Here is a 21,692-nt window from a genome sequence, read left to right on the forward strand (position 1 = left end):
ACCATACCGATCCCCGAATCACCGCGTCATTCCGCGGCCAGAGCCAGATCCCATCCACTCTTTCTTGCCTATAACCCGCGGCAGGAACGACCACATGATGTCGAGCAGTGGCACGGTCGCGTCGCGGGAGCGCACCAGGTCCCCGCCCGGGACAGAGGACGATCTGATCGCGCGCCACCGCACGGCACGCGCCAGGTCGCCGGAAGCGAATGTGCCGCCCTTGACTCCGATTCATCCGGGCGCGCAGCACTGGTGTCCCGGTTCTGACAGACGAGCAGGTTGACGTGCCGCTCAAACCGCACCGACGTTCGCGCTTACGCGTTCCATGACGTTCCCACCGGACTCTGAAACCTTCACTCGCGTGCCCGCACGAGATGCTCTTCACCGGCTCGAGAGAGCGACCACTTTCGGGGCTGCCGAGCCCGATGGGCACGGCTGCGCGTGCGGCCTCCGACCCTCCTGGGCGTGGCCATCCCGCTTCGTCGGAACCGACTTCAGACGGTACGGCACCCCGCGCGCCGAGAGCAACCGTTCGGGGGCGCACGCAGCGCGAACGCTTTTGTCGTCGACTATTGGATATACCGGCGGCGACTATTGGATCTATGTGCCTCGACTATGGGGTATATCTACCCGGAGTTTCCGGAATTTCGTCATCCCTCGCGCGATGACGGCTATATTCTTGCCATGAGATCAGCAAATATCCGCCGAGGTCGTCAACTCCGATACTCCGCCATTGCCGTGCTCGGAGTGGTAGCCATCGCCGTGGCATCCTCCACTCCCGTATCGGCTCTCGCCGCCTCGAACGATGCGACGGCAGATTCTATTGAATATTCACTGAATCGGGTGGAGTCGCTCGGCTCTGCGCTGCTCCTGGAGTCACACGACACGGAAGCAGAGAACGTGATCGGTGTGAGCGCTCAAATCGGTGAGGGATCCGTGCGGGTCCCCTCGGATCCCTCAGAAGGCATCCAGATCATTGGTGCAGATGGCGCGACTATTCGTGTTTCCCTTCCATTTGACGAACAGGCCGACGGGGCTGTTGCTCTTGATGGCGGAGCTATTGCGTTCCCCGGAGGGGACAGCTCGAATGTCGCGATCGTGAGCGATGCCGGCGTGCAGTTGCTTACGACAATCGAGAATCGGAACGCGCCGACTGAGTACTCCTACGACGTCGGTTTGGAGGCGGGGCAGAGGCTCGCCTTCCTCGGTGATGATGTTGTGATTTTGAACTCCGATGGCTCGGTGGAGCTCTCTATCGCGCCAGCATGGGCAGTCGATGCCAACGGCAGTGCTATCTCAACGGCGTATGAGATCGACGGCAGCACGCTCACGCAAGTTGTGAACCATGTTGGTGCTGATACTTCTTATCCCGTTGTCGCTGATCCTGTGTGGATCGCGCCGTGGGTGTTCAAGTGCTTGCTGGGGTTGGGGCTCAGCGGCCCCCAGATCACGGCTGCTTTCGCCTCCGGGATGATCTGGGGTGGTCTTGGTCGCGCTGCACTGGCTTGTGTCACAGGAAGGTAGCAGCATGGCAGACTCGACGGCTCTCAGGCGAAAGCTGGAGCGGGTGAGGAAGAAGATCGACGCTCATCCGCTTTCTTCCCCGCCGGTGAAGGATGCTTTTGACGTTATCAACCGGCTGGGCAAGGAAAATTCGGACGAAATATCGAAAGAACTATCCGAGCGAGGACTGCCAAGCCTCGACAAATTGGGAAGGTTGCAGATTCGGCACATGTTCAGCTGGTGGCTCGTCAATCGCCAGAGGCGTGCGCTCGAGAAGATGCTTGATTAACCCGCAGGCTGCTCAGCCATAAGCTGGGGTAATTCAGCGATACCGCCTGCGGGACGCAGCCACTTTCTTGACCAGCGCTTCGGGATTGTTCAACAGGGCGCGACTCTGGACATCGATGACAAGGAGGTCAAGCAGTCGCTGCGTCGCTGTCACCGCGCCTTGCCAGTATCCGATGAGATGGTGGGTGTCGATCCGCAAAACTGTTTCCCTGCCGTCGTGCGCCATCTTCGCTGTGCCATGCTTCGACCGGAAATCTGGTGTGTCGTGCGTCAGGAGGGTAACGAGCGACACTGCTAGGCCGGCGATGGCTCCGGGGTAGCGAAACCATGTGCAGGGAAGACTCATGTCAATCTGATTCAGTTCATCCCACTGATACGAATCCGCGGTCTGGCCTTCGACGATGTATCTGACGCATTCTGCCTCGAGTCGAAGGTGGCTTCTCGTTGGGTCGCCGACGATGAGTGCTTGAGCGAGGGACTGCAAAGGCCCGAATCGAGTCATGCATTCGATCTTGTCAGGTCGGCCGAGGCCTCTCGGCTCAATCTGCGCCACCGGTGAAGCCGTGAGTCACGACGGACTGCGGGTCCGACTGCGGTGCCCGTGCGATGTTTCTGGACGGGCTCAGCCCACTGCGCCGCGACAACGACACGCGATGACGTGAGAGCCGTGCCGGGGATACCTGAAGCATCGCGGGCAGGCGCCCTCGCAGCCTCGGGGTCTTCCCGACGGTATGACGAGCCAGGCTCATGTGTTTCTGCGGCCGGGTGATCCGAAGTTCGGCGATCGCTTCGACGCGACGGACCCCGTCTCCGGCGGTCGAGGAGCACCGGGCGACGGCATCACTGACCGAGAGCAGCGGACGCTCATGCGGAGCGACATGTCGGTCCTGTCTCCCCGTTGATCCACCGCGGCGGACGGTGTCCGCGACGAGCCTGCGATCGGTGCTCTCGCGGGACTCGTCCCGTCCGTCGTTCTCCGTCTCGCAGTCGAGGGTGAAGACCCACAGCCGAGCAGATGAAACGGGCTCGGCGCAATCGAGGTCGAGTTCGTGATGGACGGCGCGTCTCGGCAGATGAGCGGGCGCACGAACAGAACAGCGCGGCCCGGCGGCGGAGCCTCCCCGCAGGCGAGGGCTACCTCGTTGCAGGCCGGCCTCAGGCCGGGAGCGTGCAGCCGAGCACGGTCTGTGCGTAGGAGAGGATGTTCGCCCGGGAGGCGTGCGCGCCCAGTTCCACCCCGATGAGGGGGTACAGGTCGTAGGCGTCTTCGAGGGCGACGATATTGCGTGCGATCACGGTGAGCTCCGCCGTGGGCTGGAACATGCCCAGTGCGGCGCCGAGTTCGATGGTCGACCGGTAGAGGCCGACCTGCCGCTCGACGATCGAACGGTGCAACGGCCGGTACTGCGGCTGCTCGCGCAGCAGGGGGATGCTCTCGTAGGCCATGCGCAGGTGGCCGCTGATCTCCTCGGGTACGCCGGCCGCGACGAGCGCGACCAGGCGCCGAGCAGGGTCCGGCTCCTGCTCTGCGATGGCTCTGCGTTGTTCGTACATCTCCTCCAGCACGCCCTCGACGGTGGCGTACATCAGGTCGTCGAACGACGGGAAGTAGTACAGCACGCTTCCCGCGCTCACCGATGCCTCTGCGGCGACCGCGCGCACATTGGTGCCGCCCAGCCCGCTGCGGTCCGCGACCCGACGGGTGGCGGAGATCAGTTCCGCACGACGGGCGGCGTGCTTGCGCTGCGCGACCACATGACCTCCTCGTGACGGGCGCTACTCGCCCGCAGGGGCGAGAGTGGTCAGTTCAGCATAATGCTGCGGACGACGCGCTCTCAGGGCGAATCCGACGACGATGCCGGCGAGGAAGAGCACGGGTGTCGGGGCGAGCAGCGCGAGGTTCACCGGCCCGGTGAGCCCGGTGACCAGGTCGAAGTTCATGGCGATCAGGACGAAGCCGGTGAGGAGCCCGAGCGCGCCGAGGCCGGGTGCGACGAGCACCCGCCACGGGCTGTGACCGCGACGATCCCGGAGGAAGAAGCCCACCACCGCGATAGCCGCCACCGCCTGGGCGAAGACTAGCCCCGCGACCCCGATCGCGTACACCGGCAGCGCGAAGCCGAGGAACGGGTCGGCCCCGCTGGCGAGGGTGACGATGATCGCGATGAGGGAGATGGTGGAGACCCCCAGGCTGGCGTGGTGCGGCGCCTGGGTCTGCGGATGGGTCTGCGCCAGCCAGGAAGGCAGCAGGCGTTCACGGCCGAGCGCGAACAGATAGCGCGACGCGGCGTTGTGGAAGGCCAGAAGACAGGCGAAGAAGCTCGTGACGATGAGCACCCGCATCGTGATCGAGGCCCATGCGCCCAGATAGGCGTCGCCGGCGTGGAACACCATGTCCTGGAAGTCGTCCTGCATCGCGAGCTGCAGCACGCCCTCCACGCCGAACGCGACGGTGAGCACCCAGAAGGTGAACGCGTAGAAGGCGCCGAGGAAGCCGATGGAGATATAGGTGGCCGCCGGCACGGTGCGCTGCGGGTCCTTCGCCTCCTCGGTGTAGATGGCGGTGCTCTCGAACCCGAGATACGCCCCGAACCCGAACACGAACAGCGCGCCGCTGCCGGCGGCGAAGAACACGTTCTCCGGCGCGAACGACGCGAAGGAGATCGGCTCCGGCCCGCCCTGCACCAGCACCGCGATCGCCAGGATCAGCAGGATCCCGACCTCGGCGGTGAGCAGCACGGCGAGCACCCGCGCCCCCACATCGATCTTGCGGTAGCCGAGGAAGCTCGTGATCAGAAAGGCGAGGAAGGCGTACAGCGTCCACGGCAGGTGGATGTCGAACAGTGCGGCGAAGGTCATCTCGCCGAAGAAGCCGACGAACCCGTAGAAGCAGATGCACAGGGCGACGTAGGAGAAGATCGTCACGAAGACGATCCCGATGCCCACCGGCTTGCCGAGACCGCGGGCGCCGTAGACGTAGAACGCGCCGGTGTTGCGGACGTATCGGGTCATCGCGGTGAACCCGCATGCGAACAGCATGAGCACGATGCCGCTGGCGAGCATCGCACCCGGGCCGCCGATTCCCGCGAGACGGAAGTCGGTCGCCGCGGCGCTGGCGACGACGGTCAGCGGTGCGGCGGCGGAGACGACGAAGAACACGATCGCCCACACGCCGAGGCGCCGCTGGGCGAGGGTCGTCGTGGTCGTGGTGGGCGCTGTCTGCGGACGGGCGGGCGATGGATTCGACTGAGACATCTGTGGCTCCGGAATCGAGGGTGTCTTGTGCGACGGTGCATGCAGCCGGATGAGCTGTACTTGAACAGGGAGTCAAGGACGAGTTTGCGCCAAAGTCAAGCTATTTTGAGGAATCAGTGCTAGAAAGCTGAACAGGCGTTCATGAAATAACGGAGGGAGCATCATGGGGTCATCCACGCGGAATGCCGCGCGACCGCAACGCCCAGCGGCCGTGCAGCGGGCGCGGGATCTGGGGATTCCGTTCGCGGGGGAGCCCGGCCGGTTCGGCGCGATCACCGATGTGCCCGGCGTCGCGGTGGGCTATCGCACGTTGATCGAGGCGGACGGTCGCGAGGCCGTGCGCAGCGGGGTGACCGTGATCCTCCCCCGGGGGAGATCCGGGGTGGGGGAGCCCTGCGCTGCGGCCGTGCACTCGTTCAACGGCAACGGAGAGCTGACGGGGCGGGCGTGGATCGATGAGTCTGGCTCCGTGTCGATGCCGATCGGCATCACCAGTTCCCATGCCGTCGGGGCCGTGCACAGCGGCATCGACGCATGGGTGGCGCGGACTGCGCCGCGGGTCGCCACGCAGTGGATGCTCCCGGTGGTCGGCGAGACCTGGGACGGATACCTGCACGACATCAACGGCGGGCACATCACACCCGTGCACGCCCAGCAGGCGCTGGACGCCGCGACCGACGGTGCGCTCGCGGAGGGCAACGTCGGGGGCGGCGCGGGGATGAACTGCTACGGCTTCAAGGGCGGCACCGGCACGTCGTCGCGGGTCGTCCGCTACGGCGCAGACGCCTACACGGTGGGCGTGCTGATTCAGGCGAACTTCGGATCCCGCGAGGAGCTGCGGCTGCTGGGCGTGCCGATCGGGGCGCTGTCGGCAGCGCCGAACCCGATGGGGGAGAGCGACTGGATCGGGCAGGAGCGGCGCGCGGCGCCCGCCGGGGCCGGGTCGGCGATCGTGGTCATCGCGACCGACGCACCGCTGCTGCCCGGGCAGTGCGCGGCCCTCGCGCGGCGCGGCGCGCTGGGCCTGGGCCGGACCGGAACCGCGGGCAGCCACTTCTCGGGAGACATCATGCTCGCCTTCTCCACGGCCAACCGTGGCGCGCTGACGTCGGTGTTCCCTGACGACGAGCATGCCGGGTACGAGAGCCTGCGCTTCATCCCCTGGGGGCGGATCGATCCCTTGCTCACCGCCGTCGTGGAGGCGGTCGACGAAGCCGTCTGGAACGCCCTCGTCGCGGCGCAGGACATGACCGGACGGGACGGCCACCACAGCCCAGCCCTGCCGCACGACGAGATCCGGCGGGTCATCGCAGAAGCCGGAGCGCGCTGAGCCCGCCTCCGCCTCGCCGGATCTCTTCTGGGCGTCTGGGTATCTGGGTATCTGGGTGTCTGCGGATGGGCGGGCAGGCTCCGCCGCGCGGTGCCCTGCCCGCCCTCAGACGCTGAGACGGGACGGGTGCAGGGTGCGCGCGTAGTCCTCCTTGAAGACGGCGAGGTGCAGCCATCCCTCAACCGCCGAGACGCCGGGAATGCTCCGCAGGCGCTCCAGGCTGGCGTAGAGAGCGCCCGCCGATGGCTCGACGAGGGTGGCGACGACGTCGAAGCGTCCGAGGGTGCGCGCCGCGAAGTCCACGCCGCGATCGGCGCGCAGCGCCTCGATCACCGCGTCGTCGGAGGCCAGGGTGAGCCCGATGCCCATCGACAGCTGTCGGTGGGTGAGGCCGCGCCCCTCGACCGCGCTGATCTTGATCACACCGGCGTCGCGGAGCTTCTGCACCCGCGCAGTCACGGCGGAGGGGGAGAGCCGCACCGCGTCGCCGAGAGCGCGGAAGCTCGCGCGCCCGTCGCGCTGCAGATGCTCGATGAGGGCCTCGTCCAGCTCGTCGAGGGTGACGTCGCCGTGATAGTCCGAGATGTAGAGGCCCTTGAGGATGCTCGCGTAGATCACCGTGCTGATGCCGGAGACGCCATCGACCGCCCGGATGTGCTCGAGCACATCGTGCAACTCGGTCGTCGAGCCCAGTCGCACCTCGGTGACCAGCTGGTGCGCGCCGCCGACGGCCGAGACGAACACGGTCTCGCCCCGATCGCGCAGGTAGCCGGCGATCGGCTCGACAGGTCCCGCGGCGCGGATCGAGACGTGGGCGAGCACGTGTTGACCGAGGAAGGCGGGGTCGACCGCCGCGACGACGCGAACGCTGCGCTCGGCGAGCATCGTACGCAGCCGGTCGGCGACGACCGCGCGGGAGTGCCCGAGGCGTTCGGCGAGGGCCCGCACGCTGATCCGCCCGTCCTCCTGCAGGGCGCGGATGAGCTCGGCGTCGAAATCCATGGTGCCTCCCGAGAAAACCGAGATACCGGGAAGTGACATCCCGATCCTGCAGAAATCATGGCACAGGCGCCATGCGGGGGCGACTCCGGCGCATCCTGCGCACACAAGCGAACAATACCCGCGTCAGCACGTCATGCTGCTGGAGTTCTGCTCTTGACGCTCTGGTCGGCCGAGCCCTAATCTCCATCGAGATTCGACGAAGAACTGGAGCATCCTGATGAGTGAGAACGTCGGCCCCATTGACGCCTCGGTGAACCCGCGCTACTCCGGGCTCGCGACCTTCGCCCGCCTGCCTCGCATCGAGGACGTGCCCCGCGCCGACATCGCCGTCGTCGGGATCCCGTTCGACTCCGGGGTGAGCTACCGGCCGGGCACCCGGTTCGGGCCGTCGCACGTGCGGGAGTCGTCGCGACTGCTGCGCCCCTACAACCCGGCGCAGGATGTCTCGCCGTTCGCGATCGCGCAGGTCGTGGACGCCGGCGACATCCCGGTCAACCCCTTCGACATCTCCGCCGCCGTCGATGAGGTCGAGCGTGCCGTCACCGCACTGGGCGAGCAGGCGCAGCGGATCGTCACCATCGGCGGAGACCACACCATCGCGCTGCCGCTGCTGCGCGTCGCCGCCGCAGCGCACGGGCCGGTCGCCGTGCTGCACTTCGACGCGCACCTCGACACCTGGGACACCTATTTCGGCGCTCCGATCACGCACGGCACCCCGTTCCGACGTGCCAGCGAAGAGGGTCTGATCGACCTCACCGCGAGCTGCCACGTCGGCACTCGCGGGCCGTTGTACGCCAAGCAGGACCTCGAGGACGATGCGCGCCTCGGGTTCTCGATCGTCTCGAGCGAGTACATCGAGGAGCACGGCGTCGATGCGGGCATCCAGCGGATCCTGCAGCGGGTCGGCGACAAGCCGCTCTACGTGTCGATCGACATCGACGTGCTCGACCCGGCGCACGCTCCCGGAACGGGGACGCCGGAGGCCGGCGGCCTCACGAGCCGTGAGCTGCTGCGCATCCTGCGCGCGCTCGCCGGGCGGAACATCGTCGGCGCCGACGTCGTGGAGGTCTCCCCGGCATACGATCACGCGCAGATGACCGGCATCGCGGCCAGCCATGTCGTCTACGAGCTGGTGAGCCTCCTCGCCGCCCAGATCGACACCGCGAGGGCCTGAGTCATGCCCTCCCGCAACGGCGGCGACGTCGTGGTCGAGACGCTGGCCGCGCTCGGCGTCACCCATATCTTCGGCATCCCCGGACAGCATGCGCTGGGCCTGTTCGACGCGATCCGGCGCAGTGATCTCACCTTCGTCAGCTCGCGGGTGGAGAACAACTCCGCCTTCGAAGCCGATGGATACGCGCGGGCCACCGGCCGCCCGGCCGTGCTGTTCGTCTCGACGGGGCCGGGGGCGCTCACCGCGCTGGGCGCGCTCCAGGAGCCATACGCCACGTGCGTGCCGATCATCGTGATCAGCGCGCAGGTGCCCCAGCGTGGTCTGGGCGCACGCAAGAACGGGCTGCTGCACCAGCTCGACGATCAGCAGCGCAGCGCGCAGAACGTCACCAAGAGCACCGCCGTCGTCCGCGACGCCGCACACATCCCGAGTGCGATCGCGGACGCGTGGGCGCTCGCCCAGACGGTCCCGGCCGGCCCGGTCTGGGTGGAGATCCCGCAGGACGTGCTGCTGGACCCCGTCACCGTTCCCCCGGTGCGCGATATCGCCGTGACGATCACGCCACGGGCGCCGCGCGCAGAGCTCGTCGCGGAGGCCGCCCGGCTGCTGGCCGGCGCCGCGCGGCCGGTGATCCTCGCGGGCGGCGGCGTTCGTCGATCCGCCACAGGGCAGCGGGAGCTGGTGCGGGTCGCCGAGGCGATCGGGGCACCGGTGGTCTCCACCGTCGGCGGCAAGGGAGCCATCCCGTTCACGCATCCGCTGTCTGCGGCGAGCTGGATCGAGGACCGCTTCACCACAGACCTGCTCGAGGACGCCGACGTTCTCCTCGTGGTGGGCAGCACGCTCGGTGAGGTCACGAGCAACTACTTCACGCTCGCCCCGCGCGGCGAGGTGATCCAGATCGACGCGGAGCCCCGCGCGCTGGGATCGAACTACCCGTCACGGGGTATCCACGCCGATGCAGGACTCGCGCTGGCCGCCATCGCCGACGCTCTGCCGTCTCCTGCTCCGGGGGTCCGCGAGCATGGTGCGGCCATCGCCGCCGATCTCCGCTCCCGCGTCGAGGCCCGCATCGGTGCCGCAGATCTGCAGACCGAGCTGAGCGTGCTGCGTCAGCTCCGCGACGCGGTCCCCGCCGGCACAGACACCTTCTGGGACATGACGATCGCCGGATACTGGGCGTGGTCATGGTGGGATCCGCAGGACGGAGGCTTCCACTCCGCCCAGGGGGCAGGGGGCCTGGGATTCGCCTTCCCCGCGGCGATCGCCGCCGCGCTCGGCACCGGCGCTCGCACCCTCGCCGTCTCCGGAGACGGCGGGAGCATGTACTCGATCGCCGAACTCGCCACCGCACGGCAGCACGATGCCGATGTGACCTGGCTCATCGTCGACGACGGAGGCTACGGCATCCTGCGCGAGTACATGGCAGAGGCCTTCGGGCAGGCCACAGCCACGGAGCTCGTCCGTCCGGACTTCGTGGCGCTCGCCGAGGCGTGCGGCGTGCCGGCCACCGCCGCCACGGTCGACACGCTCGGCGACGTGATCGCGCAGACGTTCCGCACGCGGGGGCCGGCTGTCGTCGTCCTCCCTGCCGTGCTGCGCATGTTCGCCGCGACCTGACCACAGACCCCCAGAACACCCCCACGAAGGCAAAGGAGCTCATCGTGAACATCGATGTCGTCATCATCATCGTCTATCTCGTCGCCATGCTGGCGTTCGGGTTCTGGGGCAAGACCAGGACCAAGAACTCCAGCGACTTCCTCGTCGCCGGGCGGCGTCTCGGCCCGGTCTTCTACACCGGGACCATGGCTGCCGTCGTCCTCGGCGGCGCCTCGACCGTCGGCGGGGTGGGGCTGGGCTTCACCTACGGCATCTCCGGCATGTGGCTCGTGGTCGCCATCGCGGTCGGCATCATCCTGCTCAGCCTGCTGTTCGCCGGGGCGATCCAGCGCCTCAAGGTGTACACGGTCGCCCAGATGCTGCAGCTGCGCTACGGCATCAACGCCACCAGTGCCTCCGGCATCGTCATGGTCATGTACACGCTGATGCTCACCGTGACGTCGACGATCGCCTACGCGACCATCTTCAACGTCCTGTTCGGGACGCCGCGGCCGGTGTCGATCGCGATCGGCGCCGCGATCGTCATCCTGTACTCCACGATCGGCGGCATGTGGTCGATCACCCTCACCGACATGGTGCAGTTCATCATCAAGACCGTCGGGATCTTCTTCCTCCTGCTGCCGTTCGCCTGGACCAGCGCCGGGGGATACGAGGGCATCATGAGCCGGCTCGGGGAGACCGTGGGGGCAGCGCACTTCGACATCGGCGGGATCGGCATCGACACGATCATCACGTTCTTCGTGATCTACTCCTTCGGTATGCTCATCGGCCAGGACATCTGGCAGCGCGTCTTCACCGCGCGCTCGCCGCGGGTCGCCAAGTGGGGCGGGACCGCCGCCGGCATCTACTGCGTGCTCTACGGCGTCGCCGGCGCTCTCATCGGGACAGCGGGGGCTGCGCTGATCGGCAATCTCGATGCCTCGGACGACGCGTATGCGGCGATCGCCGAGCACGTCCTCCCGATGGGGTTGAGCGGGATCGTGCTGGCGGCGGCGGTCGCGGCGATGATGTCGACGGCGTCCGGCGCCCTGATCGCCAGCGCGACCGTCGCTCGCGCCGATGTGATGCCGTTTCTCGCCGGGGTGTTCGGCCGTCGGGGTACGGCGGCAGCGGGCGACCCAGAGCACGACATGCGCGCCAACCGTCTGTACGTCGTCGTCATCGGTGTCATCACCATGGTGATCGCGATGCTGCTCAGCGACGTGGTGGCCGCGCTCACGATCGCCTACGACATTCTGGTGGGCGGCCTGCTGGTTCCGATCCTCGGCGGCTTCGTGTGGAAGCGGGCGACGGGGGCCGGGGCGATCGCCGCGATGGGCACGGGAACGGTGGCGACGCTCGTGACGATGGCGTTCACCGATGTGCTCGCGAATGAGCCGATCTACGTGGGCCTCGCGCTGAGCCTCGTGGTGTACGTCGCGGTCAGCCTGTTCACCAAGCCGACCGATGCCGCGGTGCTCCGCACCTGGCAGGGGCGCCTCAACGGCACGGAGGTTGCGCAGTCCGATGACCCGCTGAACGCCACCGTGTCGCAGGCGATCAAGACGGTGACCCCGCCGCGCTCGCGATGAGGCCGGTCCGCGGACCGGGCCGCCCGGTCCGCGGAGGCCGCCGTCAGGCGCTCGCCATCCGCGCGGCGCGCTGCATCTGGCGCACCGATCGGAAGCCGGAGCGCTGCGCGAGCTCGGCGGGGCTCAGGTGCGGGTGGGCGATGAGCATCTCCTCCGCCCTGCGTGACCGGGCGCTCTGAATGAGTCGGAGGGGGGTGACATGGTGCTTCTGGCAGACGGCCTGGAGCGTGCGTGGCGAGACGCCGAGGAGCTGGGCGAGCTCCTGCACGTTGAACTCGGGATCGACGCAGCGCACGCGAATGATCCAGATCGCGCGCTCGTAGAGGGTCAGCTCGGTGTTCTTGCGCGGGAGGTGCCGGGCACCCTCCAGCATCTCCAGGGCGGTGAGGGCGAGGGTTCTGGTGGCGTCTGCGCCCTCTTCTGTATCGGGGAGAGGGGCGCGTGCGATGCCCGCGAGCGTGACGAACGCGAGCCGGAGCAGCGTGGTGCTCTCGCAGTGCCGGATCATGCTCGCGGCGGGGCCTCCGACGGGGCTGGTGCGGCACATCAGCTGGAGGAAGAGCATCTCGTTGCGGTGGTCGAGCAGCTCGAAGGCGAGGTGATCGGCGCGCGGATCGATCCGCACGCCCTGGCCGGAGCGGAGCTCGGTCTGATCCTGGTCGGCCGTGATCCGCGCGTGGCCGCGGTTGAGGATGGCGAACGAGATGCGCCGGGCGGCGTCCTGCTCCGGCGACACCCGGACCGAGCGGCCCGGCCCGCTCTCGAGGAGGTGGGTGGTGAAGCGGCTGGACCCGATGTGATTGGCGCGGTAGGGCGGAGTCTCGGCCGACCAGTCGAACTCCCATCCCGTCAGGGCGCCGAACTGCACCAGTTCTCGCGGGATCACCCGCTGGGACGGGGGGTACGAGATGGCGACTCTCGAGAGGCCAAAGTCGTTCTCTACTGCTCCGATTGCCTGCACATGTTTCCCTGTATGAGCACCGCACGCGTCGGTCGTGCCGAGGGCGCGTGGACGCCGCGCGAGGCGCTGTGGCGCTGCCATGCGTCAGCGCATGCACGGTGTCGGCGTCGCTGCCGGCCGCCTCGAGACGTTCTGGCGTCTGAGTGGAGGGGCAGGAGCCCGGCGCGGATGCTGTTGCGCGCGCCGGCTCCTGCGGTGGCCGGGACGAGCCGCCGCCATACGGCGACCCGCCCCGGGGTTGATCCGGGTCCTACGTGGTTCGGGGGTCGGAAAGGACAGCCGAGCCGGCGCAGGTTCCTGTCCTGCCGTCGCTCAGGGGCGGGGAGCGCTCGCGAGAGGGATGTTGGTGTTCCTGATGTTGCCGGGAGCGTTGCGCACGAAGACCGGCTGACCGTTGACCGACGCGTAGCGGGTGGTCTGCACCGTTCCGTAGGCCTCGTTCGCCGTCGGGAAGGAGATGTTCTGGCTCCGGAAGAAGAACCCGATGGGGATCACCGTCGGGTTGCCCGTCGCGGTCACGGTCTTGGTGTACTCGAAACGGTAGGTCCGCGTCAGCTGTCCGTCCACGACGGACTCGTCGATGACCTGGGGTGTGGTCCAGTCCCGGTTGCTGCCGGACATCGGGGTGAAGGTCATCGTCGGCCAGCCGGTGATCGTGAACTCCACGGCGACGTTGGAGATGACATCGCCCGCCGTGGTGCCCGAGATGTTGAAGTACTTCGCGGTGGCGGGGTCGGTGTCGTACTGGTACCGACCGTTGGTCCGGTTGTAGGCCGTGTTCGGGTACCAGCCGGAACCGAAGTTGGACAGGATCGTATAATTGGATGGTCCCGTGGCCGCGGCGGTGGGTACGGCGACGGACGCCACGAAGATTGGCACCGACCAGGCGGTGCCCTTCACGACGGTCCGGCGGTCGATCCCGCCGGCTTCTCGAGCGGTGACGTCCGGCTGTTCGTTCGACGACATGATGATCTCCTTTGTGAGGTGTGCTGCAGCATGAATCAATGCCGCAGGTGCCTAACCAGGGCGTTGATCCGGTCAGCACGCTGTCGCCTGCCCACCGCCTCCCCCAGCGATGTCGGGCGCCGGAGCGCCACGCAGATCACATCTTCCGGCAGCCGTGCTCGACCGTCATCCTCGGGAGGAGCGGCTGCGCGAAATTACGCTATTGCTGCGCATTCGTGCACGCCGGCATGCCCCGGAGGACGTTCTCGGGGTGGGGAGGCCCGCGCGCCGGGCCCGCGCCGGCGCGATGGCGGCGGTGTCGCGGACCGGCGGATCAGCGCAGCGCGAGCATCACCGTGGCGACCAGGCAGAGGATGCCGCCGCACAGCACGGTGATGGTGAGCAGGAACGGCAGAGCGCCGTCGACGAACGGAACCCGGTCGCTGGGGGCCGAGGTGAGCCGGCGGTGCACCGTCGCGTACCGGGTATGGGCGAGCACGATCACCAGCACCGACAGCGCCAGACCGCACCCGGCGGGCAGCAGCGCCCAGGCGCCGAGGCGCTCGGGAAGGATTCGGACGGCCAGGGCCGCGCACACGGCCAGCGCCAGCCCCGTCCGTCGCCAGGCGAGGGCGGTCCGCTCCGGCTGCAGACCGGGGTCGAACGGGCGGCGCGAGCGCTCCTCGTTCACGCGAGCAGCACGCCGAGGAGGATGAGGACGCCCACGACGACCACGACGGCGCCCGTGGGGGCGGCGAGCGTCGCCGACGGCAGCGGGAGGTCGAGACGGAGCGCACGTTCTGTGCGCATCCATCCGATCCACGCCTGCAGGGGCGTGAGGATGCCGGCGACGATGAGCAGCAGCGACGCCGCCAGTCGCAGGCCGGGGTGCAGCGGCAGGCCGAGGGCCTCGAGGGCGACCCCGCCCGCGAGGAGAGCCAGCGAGGTGCGGATCCAGGCGAGGAAGGTGCGTTCGTTCGCGAGGCTGAACCGGGCGTCGGGCTCTGCCCCCCGAGAGTACACGGACTGCGGCCGGCGGGGCCGTGCGGTCATCGGGCCTCCCCGGGCAGGGAGACCGTGCGGAAGCCGGCGTTGGACATCGTCGAGTCTGGCGTGTTCGAGGAACGCGCCGCGTTGCGGTAGCGGTTGCAGTAGGAGTCATGGCACAGGAACGACCCGCCCCGCAGGATCCGGACGGTTCCCGTCTGGGGCCCGCGTGGCTCGTGCTCCGGGGACTCCGCGTAATAGCGGGGATCCCACCAGTCGGCGCACCACTCCCACACGTTGCCCACCGTCTGCCAGAGGCCGTAGGCGTTCGGCTCGTAGGAGTGCACCGGAGCGGTCGTGAGGTAGCCGTCATCGAGGGTGTTGACGGTCGGGAACGTCCCCTGCCAGACGTTCATGTGGTGCGGGCCGTCCTCACCGCCGAGATCGTCGCCCCAGGGGAAGCGGGCGCCGTCGACGCCGCCGCGGGATGCCGCTTCCCACTGCGCCTCCGTGGGCAGGGCACGGCCCGCCCAGTCGCAGTAGGCGTTCGCGTCGTTCCAGGACACGTGGACGACGGGATGGTCGCCGAGGCCGTCGAGATCAGACCCGGCGCCGCCGGGATGCCGCCAGTCCGCGCCCTGGACGCCGTACCACCACGGCGTTGCCCTGGGCTGTCCGACGATGTCGTCGCGCGGGGCCGTGAGGCCGAGGTGGAAGACGGCGGAGAAGCCGAAGGCCTCCGCCTCGGTGCGGTACCCGGTCTCGTCGACGAAGCGGGCGAAGTCGTCGTTGGTGACGGTGGTCGTGTCGATCTCGAACGCGTCGAGCGAGACCGCGTGCACCGGCGTCTCGCCGTCACCGCGGTTCTCATCGCCCCTGGCGTCTCCCATCCGGAAGGTCTGGGCGGGGATCGCGGCCTGGGGGATCCGGTGCCGGGACGGTTCCGGCGCGGCGGGGGAGACCGCATCCGGAGCGCGCACGGATCCGAGCGGCACGAAGGCTCCGCGTCCCGTCGGGGCGCAGCAGTGGGGGGTCTGCTCATGTCTTTCGTCCATCTCGACCACCATACTCAGACAGGTCCGCGGCCCGCGGTTGGGGGCGATGAGCCCCGGTTTGCTCCGCCCGCCCCTACGATAAGCATGCGCGGAGGCATCGAAGGCGACGGCCCGCGACGTGCTCCGCAAAGAAGGGATGAGCATGATGGATGAGGGCAAACCGCCGACTCGGAAGGGGCGGGCGCGGCGCGAGGAGATCCTGGACGCGGCGGTGGCGGAGTTCGCGGAGCAGGGTTACCGGAACGCCTCGATCAGCGCGATCGCGAACCGGGTGGGGCTGACGAAGGGCGGCTTCGTCTACTACTTCCCCACCAAGGAGGACCTCCTCGCGGCGGTCTTCGCGGAACGCTCGCAGCAGCACATGAGGAACCTGCCGGAGCTGCAGGACGTGGACAACCTGAGCCTGATCGACGAGCAGCGCGCGATCGTCCAGGCGAACACCAAGGATCGCCGGTGGGCGCAGTTCTTCGCCGTGATGGCGGGGGAGTGCATCACGGCGGAGCATCCCGGGTTCTCGGTGATCCAGGAGCGCTACCGCAGCACGCGCAGCAAGTTCGCGGGCCGCCTGATCGCCGACGGCTTCGACGCCGACACCGCGGAGCGGCTCGCACAGGTGACGATCGCGGTCATGGACGGCCTGCAGACGCAGATGCTGCTGGAGGACGACTTCGACATGACGGTGCCGTTCTCGGCCTTCGTCGAGCTGATCCGATCGTCTTCCGCGACCCGCGGGCGATGATGTATTTCTTTTTGCTTGAAAAACCTACCGTACGTAAGGTACTTTCTTCATCGCGGCCCCTGATAGCTGCCATGATTCGAGGAGGAAGCATGCACAGACGACGTAGTCTCGGCGTTGCAAGCGTGGTTGTGGCGATGGCGCTTGCGCTGTCGGCCTGCACGGGCGGCGGCGGAGGCACCCCCGGTGCGGAAGACGGCAAGACCGAACTGGTCATCGCCGCGCAGTCAGACAACAACAGTTTCGACACCGCAGCCCTGGAGATCGGGCAGCGGGTGCCGTACTGGCAGCCCATCTACGACACGCTGCTGGTCCTCGACCCCGAGGCGCAGCCGCAGCCCAACCTCGCCACCGCCTGGGAGTACAACGAGGACAACACGGTCCTCTCCCTGACCCTGCGCGATGACGTGACCTTCACCGACGGCGAGGCCTTCAACGGTGAGGCCGTGAAGGTCAACATCGAGCACCTCAAGAACGGTGGCGGCCAGAACGCGTTCATGGTCGCAGACGTCGCCGAGGTGGTCGTGCTCTCCCCGACCGAGGTGGAGCTGCACCTGTCCCAGCCGAACCCCGCGCTGCTGAACTTCCTCGGCGTCGTGGGCGGCGCGATGGCCTCTCCCGCGGCGATCGCCACGGGCGACCTCGCCAAGGACCCGGTCGGAAGCGGCCCGTACATCTACTCCGCCCAGGACTCCACCGCGGGCACCTCGTACGTGTACCACCGCAACCCCGAGTACTGGAACCCGGAGGCCTACCCCTTCGACAGCGTCGTTGTCCGCCCGATGAACGACATCACCCCGCGACTGAACGCGCTCAAGACCGGCCAGGTCGACGCTGCGTTCCTCACCGCCGCGAGCGCCGCGGAGGCGGAGGCATCCGGCATCACCGTGCAGTCGCGTCCGGTCAACTGGGCCGGCCTGTTCATCGCCGACCGCGAGGGCACCGTCGTGCCGGAGCTCGCCGATGTGCGCGTCCGTCAGGCGCTGAACTACGCGCTCGACAAGGAGGCCATCCTCAAGGCCGGCTACCTCGGCTACGGCGAGGTGACCAGCCAGGTCTTCAACACCGCCAGCGAGGGGTTCGACAAGAGCCTCGAGGACCGGTACACCTACAACCCGGAGAAGGCGCGTGAGCTCCTGGCCGAGGCCGGTGTCACGTCGCTGAACCTGCGCATGCCGTTGAACTCGACGCTCACCTCGATCGCCCCGCTCGTCGGTCAGCAGCTGGCGGACGTCGGCATCACCGTCGAATGGGTGCAGGTCGCGGACGACCAGTCCATCTCCGAGGTGCTCTCGGCGAAGTTCCCGGTGTTCTACTTCGCCCTCAGCTCCGGCTCGCCGTGGAAGGACCTGCAGACCTCTGTCCTGCCGTCGGCGCCGTGGAACATGTTCCACGCCGAGGACCCGGAGCTTCTCGCGCTCGCCGAGGCGGCGCAGATGGCTCCCCTCGAGGAGCAGCCCGCGGCCTTCCAGGCCGTGAACAACTGGCTCGTGGAGAACGCCTGGTTCGCGCCGGTGCTGCGTCCGGACAGCCTGTACGGAACGGTGGAGGGCGTCACAGTGCAGCTGCAGGCGCAGAACCCCATCCCCTTCCTGAGCTCCTACCGCCCTGAGTGACTGATCGCTTGACCGTGGCCGGCCGTCGCCGGCCGGCCACGGCAGGCAAGGAGAGAGGATGCCATGGTCGGCTTCATCATCAGGAGACTCGTCTTCGGCGTGAGCCTCGTGTTCGTCGTCGCGACGATCACCTTCTTCCTGATCTTCGGTGACGGAACATCGATCGCCAGGAACATCCTGGGCGAATCGGCCACCACGGAGCAGGTCGCTGCCAAGGTGGCGGAGCTCGGCCTGGACCGGCCGATGCTCGTGCAGTACGGCGACTGGCTCTCCCACGCGGTGACCGGTGACCTCGGACAGTCCTACTTCCTGGCCGGCTCTGTCACAGAGATCCTGGCCCTGCGACTTCCGGTCACGATGTCGGTCGTCGTCATCGGCGTGCTGCTGATCGGTCTCATCAGCGTCATCCTCGGCGTGCTGGCCGCTGTTCGCGGCGGCTGGATCGACCGGGTGGTGCAGGTGCTGTCGGTCGTCGGCCTCGCCCTGCCGAACTTCTGGGTCGGCCTCATGCTCGTGCTGTGGCTCTCGGTGGGCCTGCGCCTGCTGCCCGCCACCGGCTACGTCCCGTTGGAGGTGTCGTTCTCCGGCTGGCTGGCGAGCATCACCCTCCCGGTCGCCGCGCTGGCCCTGGGCGGGATCTCCGCCGCGACGCAGCAGGTCCGCGGCGCGATGATCGACATCCTGCGCTCCGACCACATCCGCACGACCCGCTCGCGCGGCACCTCCGAGACGGCCGTGCTGCTGCGCCACGCGCTCAAGAACGCCGCACCGCCCGCCCTGACCGTGCTCTCGCTGCAGTTCATCGGTCTCCTCGGCGGCGCCATCGTGATCGAGAAGGTCTTCGCCATGCCCGGCGTCGGCACCCTCGCGATCACCTCCACGATCCAGGGCGACATCCCCGTCGTCCTCGGCATCGTCGTCGTGACCGTCATCCTGGTCGTCATCGTGAATCTCGCGATCGACCTCATCAACGGCTGGGTGAACCCCAAAGTGAGGTTGTGAAGTGGCCAACATCGTATCCTCGACCCCGCTGAACGCGACCGCCGCCCCTGGCCGACAGAGCCTCTGGCGCGCGATCCGCTCCAACGGCCTCGCCCTGACCGGCCTCATCGTCATCGTCCTGGTGATCCTCATCGCGGTGCTCGCACCGTGGATCACCCCGGTCGACCCGATGCTGCCCAACGCGAACGCCGTCAACGCCCCTCCCGGAACGCCGGGGTACCTGCTCGGCGGCGACAGCGCCGGCCGCGACATCCTGTCCAGACTGATCTACGGCAGCCGCCAGACGCTGCTGGCCGGAGCGCTCGCGCTCGGCACCGCGCTGCTGATCGGCATCCCCGCGGGCCTGCTGGCCGGGTACTACGGCAAGACCATCGACGCCGTGGCGAGCTACATCGCCGACATCCTGCTGTCGCTGCCGAACATGGTGGTGCTGCTGGCGGTCATCGCGGCCTTCGGCCCGTCGGTGTGGATCACCATGATCGCCTTCGGCATCATGCTCTCGCCCGGCATCTTCCGGCTGGTCCGTGCACAGGTGATCGGGGTGCGCAACGAGCTCTACATCGATGCAGCGCGCGTCTCCGGCCTGTCCAACACCCGCATCATCGCCCGGCACGTGCTGTACGTGGTGCGCGCCCCCATCATCATCCAGGGCTCGATCCTGGCGGGCGTGGCGATCATCATCCAGTCCGGCCTCGAGTTCATCGGCGTCGGCGACCCGGGCAGCGCGACCTGGGGAGCGATGCTCGGCAACGCCTTCTCGGTGCTGTACCTGGCGCCCACCGCGATGATCTGGCCCGGCGCTGCGATCGCCCTCACGGTGATGAGCCTCGTGCTGCTCGGCAACGGCGTGCGCGATGCGGTGCAGGGCACCTCGAGCGTCGTTCCGAAGAAGCGCCGGCCCGCCCGACGCGCCGCCCAGCGGGCCGCGTCGGTCCCCGTCGCCGGCACGGAGAGTTCCGACGCCATCCTCGAGGTCCGCGGGCTCAAGGTCGGCTACATCCAGCCGGACGGCGAGTACCGGGTGGTCGTGCACGACGTGTCGTTCTCGATCGAGCGCGGCGAGGTGCTCGGTCTGGTCGGCGAGTCGGGCTCCGGCAAGAGCCAGACCGCGTTCTCGATCCTCGGCCTGCTCCCGGAGGGCGGGGAAGTGCTCGACGGCGAGATCCTGCTCAACGGCATCGATGTCCTCTCCCTGCCGCGCAAGAAGCGCCGCGCGCTGCTCGGCTCCGCGATCGGATACGTGCCGCAGGAGCCCATGTCCAACCTCGACCCGGCCTTCACGATCGGCCACCAGCTGGTCTGGCCGCTCACGCACAGCGGGATGAGCCACAAGGCGGCGAAGCAGAAGGCGCTCGACCTGCTGGCCGAGGTCGGCATCCCCGACCCTGCGCGCACCTTCTCCTCCTACCCGCATCAGGTCTCCGGCGGCATGGCGCAGCGCGTCCTGATCGCGGGAGCGATCGCGAGCGACCCTGAGCTGCTCATCGCGGACGAGGCGACCACCGCTCTGGACGTGACCGTCCAGGCCGAGGTGCTCAATGTCCTCCGCCGCCTGCAGCGGCAGCGGAACATGGCGATCCTGCTGGTGACCCACAACTTCGGCGTCGTCGCCGACCTGTGTGACCACGTCGCCGTCATGCAGCAGGGACGCATAGTCGAGGCTGCGGACTATGAGCAGCTGTACCGCGACCCGCAGCACCCCTATACCCGGATGCTGTTGTCCTCGACGCTGGACAACTCGGATCCGAGACCACCCAAGGGCGTGCAGAGCCGGCGCCTGGCGCAGACGAGGGAGTCGGAGCGATGAGCCTGCTGAAGATCGACGACGTCGTCGTGGAATACCCGGCCCGAGGGCTTCGGGCCAAGCCGTTCCGTGCCCTGCACGGGGTCAGCCTCGACGTGACGGAGGGCGAGACCGTCGGTCTCGTGGGCGAGTCAGGGTCCGGCAAGACGACCCTCGGGCGAGCGGTGCTCGGCCTCGCGCCCGTCACCGGCGGATCGATCGTGTTCGACGGCAAGAGGATCGACAACGCCGGACGGCAGCAGCGGCGGGCTCTCGCCCGCGACATCCAGGTGGTCTTCCAGGACCCCTACTCGTCGCTGAACCCGTCGCTGGTGATCGAGGACATCCTCGCCGAGCCGCTGAGCGCCCAGGGCGAGCAGGGCGCGGTGGCCAGACGCCGCGTCAGCGAGCTGCTCGACCAGGTGGGTCTGCCGGCGGACTCCGCGCGACGTTATCCGCGGGAGTTCTCCGGCGGGCAGCGTCAGCGCATCGCGATCGCTCGGGCCCTCGCCCTGCGGCCGCGCCTGATCGTGTGCGACGAGCCGGTGTCCGCGCTGGACCTGTCCACGCAGGCGCGCGTGCTCGACCTCTTCATCGAGATCCAGGAGCAGACCGGCGTCGCCTACCTTTTCGTGTCGCACGACCTCTCGGTGGTCCGGCACATCAGTCACCGCGTCGCGGTGATGTATCACGGCGAGCTGGTCGAGACCGGCGATTGCGCTCAGGTCACCGGGGCTCCGGAGCACCCCTACACCCGGCGTCTGCTCGAGGCGGCTCCGGTCTCCGATCCGGTCCGCCAGCGTCAGCGGCGGCAGGAGCGGGAACAAGCCAGGGCAGCTGCCCATGACAAGGACGGGGAGTAAC

Annotated in this window: 20 protein-coding genes; 11 read left to right on the plus strand and 9 right to left on the minus strand. The window is 68.2% G+C overall.

Features of this window, described 5'->3' with window-relative positions; all coding sequences use genetic code 11:
• Positions 1-615 precede the first annotated feature (615 nt).
• Positions 616-1,524 (plus strand): hypothetical protein, encoded by a 909-nt coding sequence (locus AC3RXY_RS13485; protein ID WP_491511435.1) that lies wholly within the window; start codon positions 616-618, stop codon positions 1,522-1,524.
• Between the two features lie 4 nt (positions 1,525-1,528).
• A complete protein-coding gene (locus AC3RXY_RS13490) occupies positions 1,529-1,792 on the plus strand; it encodes a hypothetical protein (RefSeq protein ID WP_491511436.1) in 264 nt (87 codons plus the stop codon).
• A gap of 33 nt (positions 1,793-1,825) precedes the next feature.
• On the opposite strand, the gene AC3RXY_RS13495 is transcribed toward AC3RXY_RS13490, so the two are convergent.
• The 3 genes from AC3RXY_RS13495 to AC3RXY_RS13505 all read right to left on the minus strand — a co-directional run bounded on the left by AC3RXY_RS13495 (position 1,826) and on the right by AC3RXY_RS13505 (position 5,046).
• Positions 1,826-2,344: a hypothetical protein gene (locus tag AC3RXY_RS13495; protein WP_491511437.1), complete on the minus strand. Its 519-nt coding sequence runs from the start codon at positions 2,342-2,344 to the stop codon at positions 1,826-1,828.
• A 602-nt stretch (positions 2,345-2,946) separates the two neighbouring features.
• Positions 2,947-3,546: a TetR family transcriptional regulator gene (locus AC3RXY_RS13500; protein ID WP_491511438.1), complete on the minus strand. Its 600-nt coding sequence runs from the start codon at positions 3,544-3,546 to the stop codon at positions 2,947-2,949.
• A gap of 21 nt (positions 3,547-3,567) precedes the next feature.
• Complete coding sequence (locus AC3RXY_RS13505; RefSeq protein WP_491511439.1) at positions 3,568-5,046, minus strand: APC family permease; 1,479 nt, start codon at positions 5,044-5,046, stop codon at positions 3,568-3,570.
• A gap of 163 nt (positions 5,047-5,209) precedes the next feature.
• On the opposite strand from AC3RXY_RS13505, the gene AC3RXY_RS13510 reads away from it, so the two are divergent.
• Positions 5,210-6,376 carry a DmpA family aminopeptidase gene (locus tag AC3RXY_RS13510; protein WP_491511440.1) on the plus strand — a complete coding sequence of 389 codons (1,167 nt, stop codon included), beginning with the start codon at positions 5,210-5,212 and terminating at the stop codon, positions 6,374-6,376.
• A gap of 105 nt (positions 6,377-6,481) precedes the next feature.
• On the opposite strand, the gene AC3RXY_RS13515 is transcribed toward AC3RXY_RS13510, so the two are convergent.
• Positions 6,482-7,378, minus strand: a complete 897-nt coding sequence (locus AC3RXY_RS13515) for an Lrp/AsnC family transcriptional regulator (RefSeq protein ID WP_491511441.1) — start codon at positions 7,376-7,378, stop codon at positions 6,482-6,484.
• Between the two features lie 217 nt (positions 7,379-7,595).
• Here AC3RXY_RS13515 and speB point away from each other — a divergent pair, with 217 nt between their 5' ends.
• The 3 genes from speB to AC3RXY_RS13530 all read left to right on the plus strand — a co-directional run bounded on the left by speB (position 7,596) and on the right by AC3RXY_RS13530 (position 11,743).
• Positions 7,596-8,552 (plus strand): agmatinase, encoded by a 957-nt coding sequence (gene speB, locus AC3RXY_RS13520; protein ID WP_491511442.1) that lies wholly within the window; start codon positions 7,596-7,598, stop codon positions 8,550-8,552.
• A gap of 3 nt (positions 8,553-8,555) precedes the next feature.
• Positions 8,556-10,172, plus strand: coding sequence for a thiamine pyrophosphate-binding protein (locus AC3RXY_RS13525; RefSeq protein ID WP_491511443.1), 1,617 nt, complete (start codon positions 8,556-8,558; stop codon positions 10,170-10,172).
• Positions 10,173-10,258: 86 nt separating this feature from the next.
• Positions 10,259-11,743, plus strand: a complete 1,485-nt coding sequence (locus AC3RXY_RS13530) for a sodium:solute symporter family protein (protein WP_491511508.1) — start codon at positions 10,259-10,261, stop codon at positions 11,741-11,743.
• Positions 11,744-11,786: 43 nt separating this feature from the next.
• Here AC3RXY_RS13530 and AC3RXY_RS13535 read toward each other — a convergent pair whose 3' ends face one another.
• The 5 genes from AC3RXY_RS13535 to AC3RXY_RS13555 all read right to left on the minus strand — a co-directional run bounded on the left by AC3RXY_RS13535 (position 11,787) and on the right by AC3RXY_RS13555 (position 15,691).
• On the minus strand, positions 11,787-12,629 hold the full coding sequence (locus AC3RXY_RS13535) for an AraC family transcriptional regulator (RefSeq protein WP_491511444.1): 843 nt from the start codon (positions 12,627-12,629) through the stop codon (positions 11,787-11,789).
• A gap of 387 nt (positions 12,630-13,016) precedes the next feature.
• Complete coding sequence (locus AC3RXY_RS13540; RefSeq protein ID WP_491511445.1) at positions 13,017-13,670, minus strand: hypothetical protein; 654 nt, start codon at positions 13,668-13,670, stop codon at positions 13,017-13,019.
• 313 nt (positions 13,671-13,983) lie between these two features.
• Entirely contained in the window at positions 13,984-14,340 is a 357-nt protein-coding gene (locus AC3RXY_RS13545; protein ID WP_491511446.1) for a DUF202 domain-containing protein, read from the minus strand.
• A complete protein-coding gene (locus tag AC3RXY_RS13550; protein WP_491511447.1) occupies positions 14,337-14,702 on the minus strand; it encodes a YidH family protein in 366 nt (121 codons plus the stop codon). The genes AC3RXY_RS13545 and AC3RXY_RS13550 overlap by 4 nt, the downstream gene beginning before the upstream one ends.
• Positions 14,699-15,691, minus strand: coding sequence for a formylglycine-generating enzyme family protein (locus tag AC3RXY_RS13555; protein WP_491511448.1), 993 nt, complete (start codon positions 15,689-15,691; stop codon positions 14,699-14,701). Before AC3RXY_RS13555 ends, AC3RXY_RS13550 begins: the two co-directional genes overlap by 4 nt.
• A gap of 136 nt (positions 15,692-15,827) precedes the next feature.
• Here AC3RXY_RS13555 and AC3RXY_RS13560 point away from each other — a divergent pair, with 136 nt between their 5' ends.
• From AC3RXY_RS13560 to AC3RXY_RS13580, 5 genes are all read left to right on the plus strand, one after another.
• Positions 15,828-16,430 (plus strand): TetR/AcrR family transcriptional regulator, encoded by a 603-nt coding sequence (locus AC3RXY_RS13560; RefSeq protein WP_491511449.1) that lies wholly within the window; start codon positions 15,828-15,830, stop codon positions 16,428-16,430.
• Between the two features lie 89 nt (positions 16,431-16,519).
• Positions 16,520-18,043 carry an ABC transporter substrate-binding protein gene (locus AC3RXY_RS13565; protein ID WP_491511450.1) on the plus strand — a complete coding sequence of 508 codons (1,524 nt, stop codon included), beginning with the start codon at positions 16,520-16,522 and terminating at the stop codon, positions 18,041-18,043.
• Positions 18,044-18,106: 63 nt separating this feature from the next.
• Complete coding sequence (locus AC3RXY_RS13570) at positions 18,107-19,045, plus strand: ABC transporter permease (RefSeq protein ID WP_491511451.1); 939 nt, start codon at positions 18,107-18,109, stop codon at positions 19,043-19,045.
• Position 19,046: 1 nt separating this feature from the next.
• Positions 19,047-20,852, plus strand: a complete 1,806-nt coding sequence (locus AC3RXY_RS13575) for a dipeptide/oligopeptide/nickel ABC transporter permease/ATP-binding protein (RefSeq protein WP_491511452.1) — start codon at positions 19,047-19,049, stop codon at positions 20,850-20,852.
• The gene (locus AC3RXY_RS13580) at positions 20,849-21,691 is read left to right on the plus strand and encodes an ATP-binding cassette domain-containing protein (RefSeq protein WP_491511453.1); all 843 of its coding nucleotides are present in this window, start codon (positions 20,849-20,851) and stop codon (positions 21,689-21,691) included. Before AC3RXY_RS13575 ends, AC3RXY_RS13580 begins: the two co-directional genes overlap by 4 nt.
• The last annotated feature ends 1 nt before the right edge of the window (position 21,692 follow it).

Source organism: Microbacterium longlingense, assembly GCF_058349825.2.

Bases quoted from the DNA above. Each gene is read 5' to 3' on its own strand.
- AC3RXY_RS13485 (WP_491511435.1), top strand. From the start codon at position 616: ATGGGGTATATCTACCCGGAGTTTCCGGAATTTCGTCATCCCTCGCGC.
- AC3RXY_RS13490 (WP_491511436.1), top strand. From the start codon at position 1,529: ATGGCAGACTCGACGGCTCTCAGGCGAAAGCTGGAGCGGGTGAGGAAG.
- AC3RXY_RS13505 (WP_491511439.1), bottom strand. From the start codon at position 5,046: ATGTCTCAGTCGAATCCATCGCCCGCCCGTCCGCAGACAGCGCCCACC.
- AC3RXY_RS13510 (WP_491511440.1), top strand. From the start codon at position 5,210: ATGGGGTCATCCACGCGGAATGCCGCGCGACCGCAACGCCCAGCGGCC.
- AC3RXY_RS13515 (WP_491511441.1), bottom strand. From the start codon at position 7,378: ATGGATTTCGACGCCGAGCTCATCCGCGCCCTGCAGGAGGACGGGCGG.
- speB (WP_491511442.1), top strand. From the start codon at position 7,596: ATGAGTGAGAACGTCGGCCCCATTGACGCCTCGGTGAACCCGCGCTAC.
- AC3RXY_RS13525 (WP_491511443.1), top strand. From the start codon at position 8,556: ATGCCCTCCCGCAACGGCGGCGACGTCGTGGTCGAGACGCTGGCCGCG.
- AC3RXY_RS13530 (WP_491511508.1), top strand. From the start codon at position 10,259: ATGCTGGCGTTCGGGTTCTGGGGCAAGACCAGGACCAAGAACTCCAGC.
- AC3RXY_RS13540 (WP_491511445.1), bottom strand. From the start codon at position 13,670: ATGTCGTCGAACGAACAGCCGGACGTCACCGCTCGAGAAGCCGGCGGG.
- AC3RXY_RS13550 (WP_491511447.1), bottom strand. From the start codon at position 14,702: ATGACCGCACGGCCCCGCCGGCCGCAGTCCGTGTACTCTCGGGGGGCA.
- AC3RXY_RS13555 (WP_491511448.1), bottom strand. From the start codon at position 15,691: ATGGACGAAAGACATGAGCAGACCCCCCACTGCTGCGCCCCGACGGGA.
- AC3RXY_RS13560 (WP_491511449.1), top strand. From the start codon at position 15,828: ATGAGCATGATGGATGAGGGCAAACCGCCGACTCGGAAGGGGCGGGCG.
- AC3RXY_RS13565 (WP_491511450.1), top strand. From the start codon at position 16,520: ATGCACAGACGACGTAGTCTCGGCGTTGCAAGCGTGGTTGTGGCGATG.
- AC3RXY_RS13570 (WP_491511451.1), top strand. From the start codon at position 18,107: ATGGTCGGCTTCATCATCAGGAGACTCGTCTTCGGCGTGAGCCTCGTG.
- AC3RXY_RS13580 (WP_491511453.1), top strand. From the start codon at position 20,849: ATGAGCCTGCTGAAGATCGACGACGTCGTCGTGGAATACCCGGCCCGA.